13 protein-coding genes are annotated in these 14,941 nt (G+C 71.2%); 4 read left to right on the top strand and 9 right to left on the bottom strand.

What is annotated here, in order from left to right:
• The first annotated feature begins 955 nt into the window (after positions 1–955).
• A complete protein-coding gene (locus tag OC490_RS15455) occupies positions 956–2,158 on the top strand; it encodes an amino acid deaminase/aldolase (RefSeq protein ID WP_262058489.1) in 1,203 nt (400 codons plus the stop codon).
• 45 nt (positions 2,159–2,203) lie between these two features.
• Here the strand turns inward: OC490_RS15455 and OC490_RS15450 are convergent, their stop codons facing one another.
• From OC490_RS15450 to OC490_RS15440, 3 genes are read right to left on the bottom strand one after another with little or no spacing between them, the layout of a single operon-like run.
• Positions 2,204–2,986 (bottom strand): 3-oxoacyl-ACP reductase, encoded by a 783-nt coding sequence (locus OC490_RS15450; protein ID WP_262058488.1) that lies wholly within the window; start codon positions 2,984–2,986, stop codon positions 2,204–2,206.
• Positions 2,983–4,377: an aldehyde dehydrogenase family protein gene (locus tag OC490_RS15445; protein ID WP_262058487.1), complete on the bottom strand. Its 1,395-nt coding sequence runs from the start codon at positions 4,375–4,377 to the stop codon at positions 2,983–2,985. The genes OC490_RS15450 and OC490_RS15445 overlap by 4 nt, the downstream gene beginning before the upstream one ends.
• 8 nt (positions 4,378–4,385) lie before the next feature.
• Entirely contained in the window at positions 4,386–5,750 is a 1,365-nt protein-coding gene (locus OC490_RS15440; protein WP_262058486.1) for a glutamine synthetase family protein, read from the bottom strand.
• Positions 5,751–5,846: 96 nt separating this feature from the next.
• On the opposite strand from OC490_RS15440, the gene OC490_RS15435 reads away from it, so the two are divergent.
• Complete coding sequence (locus OC490_RS15435; protein ID WP_262058485.1) at positions 5,847–6,581, top strand: FadR/GntR family transcriptional regulator; 735 nt, start codon at positions 5,847–5,849, stop codon at positions 6,579–6,581.
• Positions 6,582–6,645: 64 nt separating this feature from the next.
• The gene (locus tag OC490_RS15430; RefSeq protein ID WP_262058484.1) at positions 6,646–7,362 is read left to right on the top strand and encodes a gamma-glutamyl-gamma-aminobutyrate hydrolase family protein; all 717 of its coding nucleotides are present in this window, start codon (positions 6,646–6,648) and stop codon (positions 7,360–7,362) included.
• Here the strand turns inward: OC490_RS15430 and OC490_RS15425 are convergent.
• A complete protein-coding gene (locus OC490_RS15425; RefSeq protein ID WP_262058483.1) occupies positions 7,334–8,302 on the bottom strand; it encodes a phosphotransferase in 969 nt (322 codons plus the stop codon). The genes OC490_RS15430 and OC490_RS15425 overlap by 29 nt on opposite strands.
• Before the next feature lie 73 nt (positions 8,303–8,375).
• A complete protein-coding gene (locus OC490_RS15420; protein ID WP_262058482.1) occupies positions 8,376–9,299 on the bottom strand; it encodes a LysR family transcriptional regulator in 924 nt (307 codons plus the stop codon).
• A gap of 70 nt (positions 9,300–9,369) precedes the next feature.
• On the opposite strand from OC490_RS15420, the gene OC490_RS15415 reads away from it, so the two are divergent.
• Complete coding sequence (locus tag OC490_RS15415) at positions 9,370–10,494, top strand: TDT family transporter (protein WP_262058481.1); 1,125 nt, start codon at positions 9,370–9,372, stop codon at positions 10,492–10,494.
• On the opposite strand, the gene OC490_RS15410 is transcribed toward OC490_RS15415, so the two are convergent.
• The 4 genes from OC490_RS15410 to OC490_RS15395 all read right to left on the bottom strand — a co-directional run bounded on the left by OC490_RS15410 (position 10,406) and on the right by OC490_RS15395 (position 14,875).
• Positions 10,406–11,125, bottom strand: a complete 720-nt coding sequence (locus OC490_RS15410; RefSeq protein WP_262058480.1) for a helical backbone metal receptor — start codon at positions 11,123–11,125, stop codon at positions 10,406–10,408. The two genes, OC490_RS15415 and OC490_RS15410, sit on opposite strands and share 89 nt — an antisense overlap.
• Positions 11,125–11,688, bottom strand: coding sequence for a helix-turn-helix domain-containing protein (locus OC490_RS15405; RefSeq protein ID WP_019066149.1), 564 nt, complete (start codon positions 11,686–11,688; stop codon positions 11,125–11,127). Before OC490_RS15405 ends, OC490_RS15410 begins: the two co-directional genes overlap by 1 nt.
• Positions 11,689–12,027: 339 nt before the next feature.
• Entirely contained in the window at positions 12,028–13,824 is a 1,797-nt protein-coding gene (locus OC490_RS15400; protein ID WP_262058479.1) for an ABC transporter permease/substrate binding protein, read from the bottom strand.
• A complete protein-coding gene (locus tag OC490_RS15395) occupies positions 13,802–14,875 on the bottom strand; it encodes a glycine betaine/L-proline ABC transporter ATP-binding protein (RefSeq protein ID WP_262058478.1) in 1,074 nt (357 codons plus the stop codon). The genes OC490_RS15400 and OC490_RS15395 overlap by 23 nt, the downstream gene beginning before the upstream one ends.
• Positions 14,876–14,941 lie beyond the last annotated feature (66 nt).

Genomic DNA, 14,941 nt, shown 5'->3' with positions numbered 1-14,941 from the left:
AGACCGGGGAAGCGCGGCCTGGTGTCGGAGGAGCCTGATGTCGACGAGCCCGCGGAACCTGAACCGGCTCCAGCTCCGGACCCGGCTCCGGCCCCAGATCCATTGCGGGCCTCCGAGCCGTCGTTCCCGGAGCTGTCGTTCTCGAAGTTCTCGAAGCCGCCGCTCTCGAAGCGGTTGCCCGGAGAAACCGAACCCGCGTCGAACACGTTGCCCGGAGCCGGAGCGCGGTCCGTCTCCGAACCGTTGGCCCGGAGTCCCGCGCCCGCGTCGGCCCCGGCGCTCCGCCTGGCCGCGCGCCTGGCGTTGCCGCCCTCCCACCATCCCGTGCCGGGCCGGTCGCCACCCCAGGTGGCCCTGCCGTTCCCGTCGCTCTGGGTGCCGCTGCCGGCCGACGCTGCATCCGACCCCGACGTCTCCGGTCCGCCCTGCGCAGCCTCCGTGCCCGACGCCGACGGAATCGGACCACGCCCCGAAACTGTCCTCGAAGCGGCTCCGGAAGATCCCCCGGTGCCGGAATGCGGTCCGTCCAAGTCCTCGCCTGTTGTGTCGTTCACGGGCTGCGTCGAACTCCCCGAAGGGGCCTGCGGCGAGGTGGGGTGTGACGGTACGGGGGCGCGCCGCGCTTCCGTGCTCATGCACCCCCCGTTTCCTCGTACCCGGGCCACCGTTTGTTCGTCTGCGGGCCGGTGTGCTCCTGCCCTTGTTCGTATACGCGCCGACGTCCACCCCGCCTCACCCGGCACGCACACAAAAAACAAAAGTCGTCCCGAGCACGCATACCCGCCGCGGCGGACCGCCATCCCGAGCGCGGTCGAACGACCGGCGGCGTTTCCTCCGTGCGTGCGCGTCACTCTACGGGTTGCCCCCGCTCGAACGGGAACCAGTCCACGCCCCCGGGGCATCTGCCCGGAACGTCCCCCTACCCTGCGGTAATCCTGTCTGGCAGGCTGCGTTCATGACTGCGCGCGCCGCCGACCGGGCCCGTTACGACCGGGCCACCGCCCACCTCGACGCCCCTCTCGCGATCGTCGACCTGGACGCCTTCGATGCCAATGCGGACGACCTCGTCCGCCGGGCCGGCGGCAAGCCGGTCCGCGTCGCCAGCAAGTCCGTCCGCTGTCGAACCCTCCTCGAACGCGTCCTGGCCAGGGACGGCTTCGCGGGCCTCATGTCCTTCACCCTGGCCGAGTCCCTCTGGCTCGCCCGCTCCGGCTTCGACGACGTCCTCCTCGCCTACCCCTCCGCCGACCGCGCCGCCTTCGGTGAACTGACCGGCGACCCCAAGCTCGCCGCCGCCGTCACCGTGATGATCGACGACCCGGCCCAGCTCAAGCTCATCGACGACTCCCGCGACGGCGGGACCGAAGTGGTGCGTGTCTGCCTGGAGTTGGACACCGCGCTGCGGATGCTCGGCGGCCGGGTGCGCATCGGTGCGCTCCGTTCCCCCCTCCGCTCCCCCGCCCAACTCGCCGACATCGCAAGGACGGTGTCGCGTCGCCCCGGCTTCAAGGTCGTCGGAATCATGGCCTACGAAGGCCACATCGCCGGTGTCGGCGACTCCGTCGCGGGGCGGCCCTTCCGGTCCCGCGCCATCCGGCTGATGCAGGCCACCGCCAAGCGTGAACTCGCCGAGCGGCGCGCGGAGGTGGTGCGGGCCGTACGGGCCGTCGTACCGGATCTGGAGTTCGTCAACGGCGGTGGCACCGGCAGTGTCCAGTACACGGCGGCCGAGGATTCCGTGACCGAGATCGCGGCCGGTTCCGGGCTGTACGTACCGCGTCTCTTCGACAACTACACGTCGTTCACCGCCCGTCCGGCCGCGCTCTTCGCCCAGCCCGTCGTACGGCGCCCGGGCGTCGGCGTGGTCACCGTCCTCGGCGGCGGCTACCCCGCCTCCGGCGCCGCGGGCCCCGACCGGCTCCCGGTGCCGTATCTCCCGGAGGGTCTGCGCTACGACCCCCAGGAGGGGCCCGGCGAGGTGCAGACGCCGCTGCTCGGCTCCCCCGCCGACGATCTGCTCATCGGCGACAAGGTGTGGTTCCGGCACGCGAAGGCGGGTGAACTGTGCGAGCGGTTCGACTCGTTGCACCTGATCGAGGGCGACCGGGTGACGGCCACGGTCCCGACCTACCGGGGCGAGGGCATGACCTTCCTGTGAGAGTTCACGGGGTCGACTGCCCCCGCTCCGGCGGGGGTTCACGGCTTACATCGGGGTGACGTACGCCCCTGCGATACCGCCGTCGACCAGGAAGTCGGCGGCGTTGACGAACGACGAGTCGTCGCTGGCCAGGAACGCGACGGCGGCGGCGATCTCGGTCGCCTCGGCGAAGCGGCCCACCGGGATGTGGACCAGGCGGCGGGCGGCCCGCTCGGGGTCCTTGGCGAACAGCTCTTGCAGGAGCGGGGTGTTGACCGGTCCCGGGCACAGCGCGTTGACGCGGATGCCCTCGCGGGCGAACTGCACGCCCAGTTCACGGGACATGGCCAGCACACCTCCCTTGGAGGCGGTGTAGGAGATCTGGGAGGTCGCCGCGCCCATCCTCGCCACGAAGGACGCCGTGTTGATGATGGAGCCCCTGCCCTGGCGGCGCATGTACGGGATCGCGGCCTTGCAACACAGGTACACGGAGGTGAGGTTGACGTCCTGGACGCGCTTCCAGGCCTCCAGCCCCGTGTCGAGGATGGAGTCGTCGTCGGGCGGCGAGATGCCCGCGTTGTTGAAGGCGATGTCGACGCTGCCGTAGGTGTCGAAGGCGGCCTTGAAGAGCGCCTCGACCTGCTCGGGGTCGGTGACGTCGACCTTCACGAAGAGTCCGCCGACCTCGTCGGCCGCCGCCTTGCCGTGGGTCTCGTCGATGTCGCCGCAGACGACGTTGGCCCCTTCGGAGGCGAGCCGCCGCGCGGTGGCGAGGCCGATGCCGCTGCCGGCTCCGGTGATGACCGCGGTACGGCCGACGAGACGCCGGCAAACAATCTCTGAGGTCACTGTGCTGGGCCCTCCGTGCTGGTGGAGACGTCGCTGATGAAGACGTTCTTGGTTTCGGTGAAGGCGGTGAGCGCGTCCGGGCCGAGTTCGCGGCCGATCCCCGACTGCTTGAAGCCGCCGAAGGGGGTCCAATAGCGGACGCTGGAATGGGAGTTGACGGACAGGTTGCCCGCCCGGACGGCCTTCGAGACGCGCAGCGCGCGGCCGACGTCACGGGTCCAGATGGAGCCGGAGAGGCCGTAGTCGGTGGCGTTGGCGAGGGCAATCGCCTCCGCCTCGTCCTCGAAGGGCAGGACTACGGCGACGGGGCCGAAGACCTCCTCGACGGCGACGCGTGCGTGCGGGTCGACGCCGGTGACGACGGTGGGCGGGAACCAGAAGCCGGGGCCTTCGGGGGCCTTGCCGCGGATGCCGGCCAGGTCGTCGGTGACGTACGAACGGACGCGCTCCAGTTGGACCTTGGAGATCAGCGGGCCCATGTCCGTCTTCTCGTCGGCCGGGTCGCCGACCGTGACCCCCTCGATCGCGGGGGTCAGGAGGTCCAGGAACCGGTCGTAGACGCTGCGTTGGACGAGGATGCGGGTGCGGGCGCAGCAGTCCTGGCCGGAGTTGTCGAGGAAGGACATGGGCGCGGCTGCCGCTGCGGCCTCGATGTCGGCGTCGGCGAAGACGATGTTGGGGCTCTTGCCGCCGAGTTCGAGGGTGACACGCTTGAGGAGTTCCGAGCCCTTCGCCAACACCTGTTTGCCTACGGCCGTTGACCCGGTGAACACGATCTTCGCGACGCCGGGGTGCTCGACGAGCGCGGTGCCCGCGACCGGGCCGTGGCCGGGCAGCACCTGGAAGAGGTCCTCGGGAAGGCCTGCCTCCAGGGCGAGTTCGGCCAGTCGGAGCGCGGTGAGCGGGGTCGTCTCGGCCGGCTTGAGGATGACCGCGTTGCCCGCGGCGAGCGCCGGTGCGGTGCCCCAGGCGGCGATCGGCATGGGGAAGTTCCAGGGCGCGATCACGCCCACCACGCCCAGCGGTTCGAGGATCGTGATGTCGAGGCCGCCCGCGACCGGGATCTGCCGGCCGGTCAGCCGCTCCACTCCCCCGGCCGCGTAGTCGAGCAGATCACGGACGTTGCCGGCCTCCCAGCGGGCGTTGCCGACCGTGTGCCCGGCCTCGCGCACCTCCAACTGGGCGAGTTCTTCGAGGTGTTCGTCGACCGCGGTCGCGAAGCGGCGCAGCAGCCGGGCGCGGTCGGCGGGCGGCAGCGCGGCCCACTTCGCCTGGGCCCGGGCGGCGCGTACGACGGCGGCGTCCACGTCGGCCGCGGTGGCGGCCGGGACGGTGGCGATGACCTCCTCGGTGGCGGGGTTCAGTACGTGCAGCGGGTGCTCGGCAGGCAAGGGGGTCCTCACAGGCGTTCGAAGGAGCGGCGCAGCTCCCAGTCGGTGACGGCGGCGTCGAAGGCCTCCAGTTCGACGCGCGCCATGTTGCGGTAGTGGGCTACGACCTCGTCCCCGAAGGCGGCCTTGGCGATCGGACTGTTCTCCCACAGCTCGGCGGCCTCGCGGAGGTTGGTGGGGACGTGGGCGTAGTCGCCGCTGTAGGCGTTGCCCGCGCAGGCCTCGGGCAGCTCCAGCTTGTGCTCGATGCCGTAGAGCCCGGCCGCGACGAGCCCCGCCACCGCCAGGTGGGGATTCACGTCCCCGCCGGGCAGCCGGTTCTCGAAGCGCATGGAGCGGCCGTGGCCGACGACCCGGAGGGCGCAGGTGCGGTTGTCGTAGCCCCAGGCGACGGCGGTCGGCGCGAACGAGCCCGGCTGGAACCGCTTGTAGGAGTTGATGTTCGGGGCGTAGAGCAGCGAGAAGTCGCGGAGCGCGGCGAGCTGTCCGGCGAGGAAGTACCGCATGACCTCCGACATGTCGCCCTCGGCGTCTCCGGCCATGGCGTTGCCGCCGTTGCCGTCGCCGAGCGAGAGGTGGATGTGGCAGGAGTTGCCCTCGCGCTCGTTGTACTTCGCCATGAAGGTGAGCGAGACGCCTTCCTGGGAGGCGATCTCCTTGGCGCCGGTCTTGTACACGGCGTGCTGGTCGCAGGTGACGAGGGCGTCGTCGTAGCGGAAGGCGATCTCGTGCTGGCCGGGGTTGCACTCGCCCTTGGCGGACTCGACGGTGAGACCGGCGGCGGCCATCTCGTTGCGGATCCGGCGCAGCAGGGGCTCGATCCGTCCGGTCCCCAGCACCGAGTAGTCGATGTTGTACTGGTTGGCCGGGGTGAGGTCTCTGTAGTTGGCGTCCCAGGCCTGTTCGTACGTGTCCTTGAACACGATGAACTCCAGCTCCGTACCGACCTGCGCGGTGAAACCGTGCTCGGCGAGGCGCTCCAGCTGGCGGCGCAGGATCTGGCGGGGTGCGGCGACCACCGGCGATCCGTCGTTCCAGGCGAGGTCGGCGATGAGCAGGGCGGTGCCCGCGTTCCAGGGCACACGGCGGAGGGTGGACAGGTCCGGGTGCATGGCGAAGTCGCCGTAACCGCGCTCCCACGAGGACATCGCGTAGCCGTCGACCGTGTTCATCTCGGTGTCGACGGCGAGGAGGTAGTTGCAGCCCTCGGTGCCGTGTTGGAGCACGTCGTCGAGGAAGAAGCGGGCGGCGAACCGCTTGCCCTGGAGCCGGCCTTGCATATCGGGGAAGGCCAGGACGACAGTGTCGATCTCGCCACTGGCGACGAGGCGTTGCAGTTCCTCGACGCCGAGCGGGGGTGTGCGGTCTGCCACGGGAAAGCTCCTTCGGCTTCTGCGCGCTTTTTCCGGCCGGGCCGGAAGCCATAAGGTATTGCGGAGAACCATTGCTTGGGAAGGGGGTGCCGCCATATGTCGCTGGATGCGGAGGAAGGCGTCGAGGACCGGTTGACCCCGGTGCTGCGGCCGGTGCGGGCGGGCAACGGCTTCGAAGAGGCGCTGGAACAGATTCTGCAGGTCGTACGGCTGGGTCTGGTGCCGGGGGGCGAGCGGTTGCCGGCCGAACGGGAGCTGGCCGAGCGGCTGGGGATCAGTCGGGTGACGCTGCGCGAGGTTCTGAAGGTACTGCAGGACCAGGGGCTCGTGGAGTCGCGGCGCGGACGCTACGGCGGGACGTTCGTGCTGCCGAAGTCGGACGCCGGCGGCGAGGACGAGCTGCGGCGGCGGATCAGCGCGGTCGACATCGAGGACGTACTGCGGTTCCGGGAGGTGTTGGAGGTCGGCGCGACGGGCCTGTGCGCGACGCACGGGCTGAGTGCCGAGCAGGGCGGGCGGCTGCGGGACGCCCTCGCCCGCACGCACGACGCCCCGCTCGCCGACTACCGCCGCCTGGACACCCTGCTCCATCTCACCCTGGCCGAGCTGTGCGGTTCGCCGACGCTGACCGCGCAGTACGCGGCGGTACGGGCCACGGTGAACGATCTCCTCGACTGCATCCCCCTCCTGGTCCGCAACCTGGAGCACTCGCAGCGGCAGCACATCGCGCTGGTGGAGGCGGTGCTGGACGGGGACGCGGACGGGGCGCGGGAGATGATGCGGGAGCACTGCGCCGGGACGGCGGCTCTGCTGCGGGGCTTCCTCGCGTGACGGGTGGGGTAGTTCAATGGTTTCCTTCGAGTCCATTCACGTCGCTTCGCGGTCGGAGGAAAGCATGGCGGGCAGGCCGCTGATCGGCATCAGTACGTATCTGGAGGCGGGGGCGCGCTGGGGCGCCTGGGAGCTGGAGGCCGCGCTGCTGCCGGCCGGCTACCCGCGGCTGGTCCAGCAGGCGGGCGGTCTCGCCGCGATGCTGCCGCCGGACGCCCCCGAGCACGCGGCGGCGACCGTGGCCCGGCTCGACGGCCTGGTGATCGCGGGCGGTCCGGACGTCGAACCCGTCCGCTACGGCGCCCGGCGCGAGCCCCGCACCGGCCCGCCCGCCCTCGCCCGGGACGCGTGGGAACTCGCCCTGATCGAGGCCGCGTTGGCGGCCGGTCTGCCCCTGCTGGGCATCTGCCGGGGCATGCAGCTGCTGAACGTCGCCGTGGGCGGCACCCTCGTCCAGCACATCGACGGGCACGCGGAGACACCGGGAGTCTTCGGCCGCCACCCGGTCAAGCCGGTGCCGGGAACGCTGTACGCGTCGGCGGTACCGGAGGAGACGTCCGTACCGACGTTCCACCACCAGGCCGTGGACCGATTGGGCGCGGGCCTCGTGGTCTCGGCCTGGGCCGCGGACGGCACCGTGGAGGCGGTCGAACTCCCTTCCGCCGACTGGGTGTTGGGGGTGCAGTGGCACCCGGAGATGGGCGAGGACCTGCGCGTGATGCGGGCCTTGGTGGCAGCGGCCACGGTCGCCGCTACGGCACCGTCTCCCACCGGGTCCTGAGCCAGGCGAGGGCCGCGTCGCCCTGCGCCCGCTGGAAGGCGCGCAGGGTGGGCAGGCCCGGCGGCGGTGGCCGCAGCGAGTGCTCGACGAAGAAGCCGGCGAGGCCCGCCAGGGTGGCGGTGACAGCGGACGGGTCGGCGCCCTCGGCGAGCGGATGTCGGGTGAACAACCCCTCGGGATCCGGCCCGCCTTGGGCCCGCACGCACGGCAGCATGACCAGCAGGTCGAACCAGGGGGCGGCCCGGACGGCGTGCGGCCAGTCGACGAACACGACCCCGCCGTCGTCCGTGAGCAGCATGTTGTCGGCCCGCAGATCGGCATGCGCGAGGGTGTCACCGGCCGCGGACTCGGCCCAGGGGGCGGCGAGTTGGGCGAGTTCGGGGAGGTGCGTGACTGTCCACGGGTCGAGTCGTCCAGTGACGTCGTCCACCGCGCCGTCGAGCAGGTGCCGCCAGCCGTCGAAGGCGCCCGCGAGGCTTTCGGCCACGGTCGGGGCGGCCACGGGAGACGGTGTGAGAGCGCGCCCCAACTGCTCCACGGCATGCAGGACCCGTGCCAACTCAGCCTCCTGCCAAGGGACATGAGGCTGCCGCCCCACCACCTCCTCGAAGACCAGGACGACCCAGGTGCCGTCGTCATGGGTGCCGAGGAGGCGAGGGGCGGGGACTGCGGCCGGGAGAGCCGCGGCGTTGCGGGCTTCCATGCGGTGCAGCTTCGGGCTGTGCGGGTTGGCCTCGGCACTGACCGCCTTGACGAAGGCGCGCGTACCGTCGACGGTCCGCACCCGAGCGGCGGTCCCCGGGGAGAATCCGCCGGCCTGAGTGACGGCCCGCGTCACGGGCGATCCGAGCAACCGCGCGACGGCGTCGTGCACGTGGGCTGGGAGGTCTTCCCAGGGGGTGCGGACGCCGGTGGCGGGCGGGGCGGTGGGAGGAGACATGCGGGCCATGGTGCGGGAGCGGTACGGGCGCGTGCCAAGGGTTTTCACCCTCGGGGCTCCTGCAACAGGGACCTCAGCCCCGGGTCAGGGACAACAGCTCACGGGCCGGGCCCGTTGGTCTGTGGCCTGTGGGCCAGACCGCTCTCAGGTCTCGGGCCAGGGTGACTCCCTCCACCGGGATGCGGACCAGGCGTCGCGTCGACAGTTCCTCGCCGACCGCCAGTTCGCTCAGGACAGCCGGCCCCGCTCCGCTCACCGCCGATGCCTTGACCGCCGTAGTGGAGGACAGCTCGATGAGAGGGCGGGCCAGGCCGCCCAGCGCCGCGTCCAGGACCTGGCGTGTGCCCGAGCCCTTTTCCCGGAGGATCAGCGGTGTCGACGCCAACTCCGTTGCGGGGACGGGGCGTCGGCGGCGGGCCCAGGGGTGGGTGGGGGCTGTCACGACGATCAGGTGGTCGTGGGCTATCACCGTGGAGTCCAAGCCGGGTGGGACCGACAGGCCCTCCACGAAGCCCAGGTCCGCCTCGTCGGCCAGCAGTTGTTCCGCGACCGTCGTGGAGTTGCCCGCCAGCAACGACACTGCCGTGTCGGGGCGTTGGGAGCGCAGAGCCAGGAGCCAGCCGGGGAGCAGGTACTCCGCGATGGTCATGCTCGCGGCGACCCGGAGCCGGGAGTCGCGCCGGTGCCGTAGCGCCTGGGCTCCCGCGTCGAACGCGGCGGCGGCCTCGACGACCCGGCGCGCCCAGTCGGTGACCAGGGCCCCGGCATCCGTCAAACGTGAGCCGCGCGGGGAGCGGTCCACCAAGGCCACGCCGAGCTGGCGTTCCATGGAGCGGATCCGGCTGCTGGCCGCCGGCTGGGTGATGCCGAGCTCGCGTGCCGCGCCGCCGAGGCTGCCGAGCCGGGCCACCGCCAGCAGCAGTTCCAGCGCGCCCAGATCCGGCACCCGATGCGCTATCGAACCTTCCCGCCCGCCATCCGTCTCGTCACTGCTCATAAATCCAGTTTATGTCCCCATAGACACATACTCCCTGGTCGCCCGTCTCAGCCGGCGAGACGCTGGACACATGGTCACCGCAGTCCGTCACCTCGGACCCAACTGGTACGCGTCCGTCATGGGCACCGCCGTCGTCGCCACCGCCGGCGCCGGGCTCCCCGGCCACCTCCCGGGACTGCGCACGGCCTGCACCGCCGTCTGGGCCCTCTCCCTCGCCCTGCTCCTGACCCTGCTCGCCGCCCGCGCCCTGCACTGGACCCACCATCGCGACCAGGCCCGCGCCCACCTCCAGGACCCGGCGACGGCCCCGTTCTACGGCTGCCTCGCGATGGCCCTGCTGGCGGTGGGCGGCGGCACCCTGGTCGTCGGGCAGGACTGGATCGGGCTGCGGGCGGCGGTCGTCCTCGACGCCGTGCTGTTCGGCACCGGCACGGTCGTAGGACTCGTGGCCGCCGTAGCCGTCCCGTACCTGATGGCCGTACGCCATCACGTGCATCCCTCGGAGGCGACCCCGGTGTGGCTGCTGCCCGTCGTCGCGCCGATGGTGTCCGCCGCCCTCGGGCCGCTGCTGGTGCCGCATCTGCCGGCCGGGCAGCCCCGGGAGACACTCCTCCTCGCGTGCTTCGCGATGTTCGGGCTGAGTCTGCTGGCCACACTCCTGATGCTGCCGCTGGTCTTCGCCCGGCTGGTCACCGGCGGACCGTTGCCCCTCGCGCTCACCCCTACGCTGTTCCTGGTGCTCGGCCCGCTCGGTCAATCCACCACCGCCGTCGGCAAGTTCGCGGACTTCGCCCCCGGTGTCGTACCGGCCGCCTCCGCGCAGGCCTTCAGCCTCCTGGCCGTTCTCTACGGCGTCCCGGTCATGGGCTTCGCGCTGCTCTGGTTCGCCCTCGCCACCGCGCACGTGGTGCGCGCCCGGCGCCGGGGCATGGGTTTCGCGATGACCTGGTGGGCGTTCACCTTCCCGGTCGGCACCTGCGTCACAGGCGCCGAGTCCCTGGCCCGGCACACCGGCCTCGCCGTCTACGACGGGCTCGCGTTCGTCCTGTACGGCGTGCTCGTCGCCGCCTGGGCCACCGCCGCCGTGCACACGGCCCGGGGTCTGGTCAGCGGTGCGCTGCTCGCAGGGCCCCGACCAGCACCCGTGGCGCTTCGGCCAGTGACGGCCCGTACCACGTCAGGTGCCGACCGCTGACGAGCGCGCAGGGCAGGCCGGGGAAGGCCTCCGGTCCGTCGTCGGCCGTGAAGCGGTACGGCTCGTCCGGGAGGACCACCAAGTCCCTTGCCGCCGCCCGCAGTTCGGCGATCGTGGCGCGCGGGTAGCGCTCGGCGTGCGTCGCGTACGCGTGGTCGACTCCCAGGCGGGACAGCACATCGCCCGCGAAGGTGTCCCGGCCGAGCACCATCCAGGGGCGGCGCCAGACGGGGACGACGGTGGTCAACCGGCGTTCGGGGACCGGGAGTTCGGCCCATGCGCGCTCGGCCTCGTCCAGCCAGCGCGGCCGTACGGGCGCTCCGCAGGCGTCGAGGACCCGGTCCAGTTCACGGAAGGCCCCCGGGACGTCCCGCACCTCCGTGACCAGGACCTCGACGCCCGCCTCCCGCAGGGCCGTCAGGTCGGGCTCGCGGTTCTCCTCCTCGTTGGCGACCACCAGGTCGGGCGCGAGGGCGAGGACCGGGTCGAGCTTCGGGTTCTTGGTACCGCCGACGCGGGTGACGTCCAGGCCGGGCGGATGGCTGCACCAGTCCGTCGCGCCGACCAGAACCCCCGGCAGCGATACGGCGATTGCCTCTGTCAGGGACGGTACGAGCGAGACGACGCGCATCAGCGCGGGCGGTCCTGGACCGCCTCGATGTGCTCGGCCACCGCGACCACGACGACCCGGGTGTCCGGCACGGTCGCGCGCCAGCGGTGGCGCACCCCGCCGGTCAGGTACATCGTGTCGCCGCGCACGAGGCGGTACGCGCGCCCCTCCGCCTCGATCTCGACGGCGCCGTCCGCGACGTACATCAACTCGTCGTTGCGGTGCTGGAATTCGCGCCCGGCGTCATGGTCGCCGGTGAACTCCGAGGCGTGCAGCTGATGATGACCCCGTACCAGCGAACGCATCCGGGGTGCGGCCGACTCGGGTTCCTCGGCGCGTACGACGTCGACGCTGCACGCGGGGTCGGCGGCGGCGAGGAGTTCGACGGCCGTGGTGCGCAGCGCGTCGGCCACCTTCTCCAGGGAACTCCGGCTGGGGCGTGCCCGGTCGTTCTCGACCTGGCTCAGGAAGGGCACCGACAGACCGCTGCGCTCGGCCACGACGGCGAGCGTCAGGTCCAGCGCGCGGCGCCGCCGCCGTACGGCCGCGCCCACCCGGAGGGGCTGTTCTTTGTGGTCGCCCATCGCTCCGGCTCCCTCCTTCGCTCGTCGGCCTGCGGCTGATTCTGAAACTGCCTCTGATGAGTTCTCTGCACCCTACGCATGTTCGGCAAACCGTTTCATGCGCCTGTCACATCCACGTCACACAGCGTGCGATCAGACCTCACGGTTCTGGCCAGTGTGCGGGGGCCCGCCGCCCCTCGAACAGCGCGGGAGTTCCTCCCTTCTCTTCAATGCGTACGCAGTCGCCTGTGTTCCCGCTCACATCGCAGGCCTGATTGCGGGGCTTCGTAGCGCTATGTGGTTGGCCGGATCCTTTCCGTACCGGCGAGGCCCACTTCCGGGGCGGCGGCTGCGGGACCGTCAGTTCACCGGTGCCCACTTGTCGACGAGGCCCGGGTGCTGCTTGAGCCAGGTGCGGACGGCGGCCTGCTCCTGGCCCTTGCCGGACTTCTGGATCTGCGCCTCCAGACCGGTGAGCTGTACCTCGGTCATCTTGAAGTTCTTCAGCCACGTGCCGACGTCGGGGTTGTCGGCGGCGAAGCCCTTGCGGGACACGGTGTGCACGCCGTCGCCCTTGCCCCAGGCGCCCTTCGGGTCGGTGAGCTTCTTCAGCTCGTAGTCGCTGTACGCCCAGTGCGGCGACCACAGCGTGACGACGATCGGCCCCTTCTTGGCGTACGCGCGCTTCAGCTCGGCCAGCATCGCCGGGGTGGAGCCGTCGACGACGTCGTAGGAGCCCTGAAGGCCGTACTCCTTGAGGACCTTGGACTTGAGGAGGCCCATCATTCCGGCGCTCGGTTCGATGCCGGTGATCTTGCCGCCGAACTCGGCGGCGTGGGTCTTGAGATCGGCGAGCGTGTTGACGTCCTTCACATACGAAGGGACGGTCAGCTCCAGGGACGTGGAGCCGTACCAGCTGCCGAGGTCGTCGAGCTGCTTGCCGTACTTCTTCCAGTACTCGGCGTGGGTCGTGGGCAGCCAGGCGTCGGTCTGGAAGTCGACCTGGCCGGTGGCGACGCCGGTGTAGAGGGGGCCGGCCGCGTACTGGGTGGTCGTCACCTTGTAGCCGCGTTCCTCCAGGAGTTCCTTCCAGAGGAAGGTGGAGGCGATGCCCTCGTCCCAGGGGATGTAGCCGATGGTGATCTCCTTGCCCTTGCCCACGTCCGTGGCGGAGGTCGCCTTCGTGCCGGAGGCAGAACCGAAGACACCCAGGCCGCCGGCCACCAGGGCGAGGACGACCACGCCGATCACGGCGAAGGCCGGGCGGGGGCGGTGGTTCCAGGGCTTGACGCTCTCCGCCGTACGGGCCTTGGCGGCGGCCCTGCGGCCGAGCGGGGAGATCTGCGTGCCGAGCGCGCCGGTCATCCGGTCCAGGTAGATCGCGAGGACGACGATGCCGACGCCCGCCTCGAAGCCGAAGCCGATGTCGAGCTGGCCGATGGCCTCGTTGACGGCGCCGCCGAGCCCGCCGGTGCCGACCATGCCGGCGATGACGACCATCGACAGGCCCAGCATGATGACCTGGTTGACGCCCGCCATGATCGTCGGGAGGGCGAGCGGCAGCTGGACGCGCAGGAGGGTGTCGCGCGGTGAGGTGCCGAACGCCTCGGCGGCTTCGACGAGTTCGGCGTCGACCTGCCGTATGCCCAGCTCGGTCATGCGGACGCCGGGGGCGAGCGCGAAGATCAGGGTCGCGATGATGCCGGCGGAGGTGCCGAGCCCGAAGAAGAGGATCGCCGGGATCAGCAGCACCATCGACGGCATCGTCTGGAGCAGGTCGAGGGCGGGCCGGACGACCGCGCTGACCGTCTTGGAGCGGGCCGCCCAGATGCCCAGCGGGATCGAGATCACCAGGGCGATGACGGTCGCGACCAGCACCAGGGCCAGCGTCGACATGGACCGGTCCCACAGGTCGAGCGAGTCGATCAGCAGGAACCCGGCGAAGGCCAGGACACCCGCGACCAGCCCGCGCAGCCACCAGGCGAGCACCGCCAGGATGCCCGCGAGGAGCAGGGGTTGGGGCGCGGTGAGGACCGCGTCGACGCCGTCGTACATGCCCTCGACGACCGTCTTGATCGCGTCGAAGAGCCAGGACATGTGGGCGACCAGCCAGTCGACACCGGAGTCGACCCAGTCACCGAGCGGAAGCCTGGGCACGGGCGGTCACCTCCTCCGGCTCGGTGGCGGTTTCCCCGCCGAGGAACGCGACCAGCCGTTCCTGCGCCACGACTCCTACGACCTCGTCGGCCGCGTCGAGCACCGCGACCGGGTGGGTGAGGCGGGCGCTGAGGGCGCACAGGTCGGTGAAGGAGGTGTCCGGCGTGGCCGTCTCGCAGTCGCAGTCGGCCTCGTGGCCGTCGACTCCGGTGTCCATGACGGCGGACGCGGTGAGCACCCGGGAACGGTCGACGTCCTGGATGAAGGAGGCGACGTAGTCGTTGGCGGGGCGCAGCAGGATGTCCTCGGCGGTGCCGGTCTGGACGATACGCCCGTCGCGCATGACGGCGATGCGGTCGCCGAGGCGCATGGCCTCGTTGAGGTCGTGGGTGATGAAGACGATCGTCTTCTTCAACGACTTCTGGAGTTCCAGGAGTTGGTCCTGCATGTCCCGGCGGATCAGCGGGTCGAGCGCGCTGAAGGACTCGTCCATGAGGAGCAGATCGGCGTCGGTGGCCAACGCCCGGGCCAGGCCCACGCGTTGCTGCATACCGCCGGACAGCTCGTCGGGCCAGGAGTCCTCCCAGCCGGCCAGACCGCACAGGGCGAGCGCCTCGCCGGCGCGGGCCTCGCGCTCGGCGCGGGGCACGCCCTGCACTGCCAGGCCGTAGGCGGCGTTCTCGCGGACGCTGCGGTGCGGGAAGAGCGCGAAGTGCTGGAAGACCATGCTGATCTTGTGGGCGCGGACCTCGCGCAGTTCGCGGTCGCCGAGCGCGGTCAGGTCCTGGCCGTCGAAGAGGACGCGGCCCGCGGTGGGGTCCAGGAGTCCGTTGAGCATGCGCAGGAGGGTGGACTTGCCGGAGCCGGACAGGCCCATGACGACGAAGATCTGGCCCGGTGCGACGGAGAAGGAGGCGTCGATCACGGCGGCTGTGGTGCCGTCGGCGCGCAGTTCCTCCCGGTCGGCTCCTGCTCGGAGCCGTTCGACTGCCTGGTCGGGTCGTCTGCCGAACACCTTGTGCAGGTGTTCGGCTTCTAGCCTGGCTGACACGCGTACCTCTCGATCGGGGGCAGGACGTGGAGGGGTGGGCCCGAGGGCCGTAGAAGGTTGAATGCA

This window comes from Streptomyces sp. STR69, assembly GCF_024519455.1.
GTDB lineage: Bacteria > Actinomycetota > Actinomycetes > Streptomycetales > Streptomycetaceae > Streptomyces.
The sequence above is the reverse complement of the archived record's forward strand: the minus strand, read 5'-3'. Positions and strand labels throughout refer to the sequence as shown.

Coding starts and splice junctions, on each gene's coding strand:
- OC490_RS15410 (WP_262058480.1), bottom strand. CDS start 11,125: ATGCGCGTCGTCTCGCTCGTACCGTCCCTGACAGAGGCAATCGCCGTA.
- OC490_RS15415 (WP_262058481.1), top strand. CDS start 9,370: ATGGTCACCGCAGTCCGTCACCTCGGACCCAACTGGTACGCGTCCGTC.
- OC490_RS15435 (WP_262058485.1), top strand. CDS start 5,847: ATGTCGCTGGATGCGGAGGAAGGCGTCGAGGACCGGTTGACCCCGGTG.
- OC490_RS15405 (WP_019066149.1), bottom strand. CDS start 11,688: ATGGGCGACCACAAAGAACAGCCCCTCCGGGTGGGCGCGGCCGTACGG.
- OC490_RS15430 (WP_262058484.1), top strand. CDS start 6,646: ATGGCGGGCAGGCCGCTGATCGGCATCAGTACGTATCTGGAGGCGGGG.
- OC490_RS15455 (WP_262058489.1), top strand. CDS start 956: ATGACTGCGCGCGCCGCCGACCGGGCCCGTTACGACCGGGCCACCGCC.
- OC490_RS15420 (WP_262058482.1), bottom strand. CDS start 9,299: ATGAGCAGTGACGAGACGGATGGCGGGCGGGAAGGTTCGATAGCGCAT.
- OC490_RS15425 (WP_262058483.1), bottom strand. CDS start 8,302: ATGTCTCCTCCCACCGCCCCGCCCGCCACCGGCGTCCGCACCCCCTGG.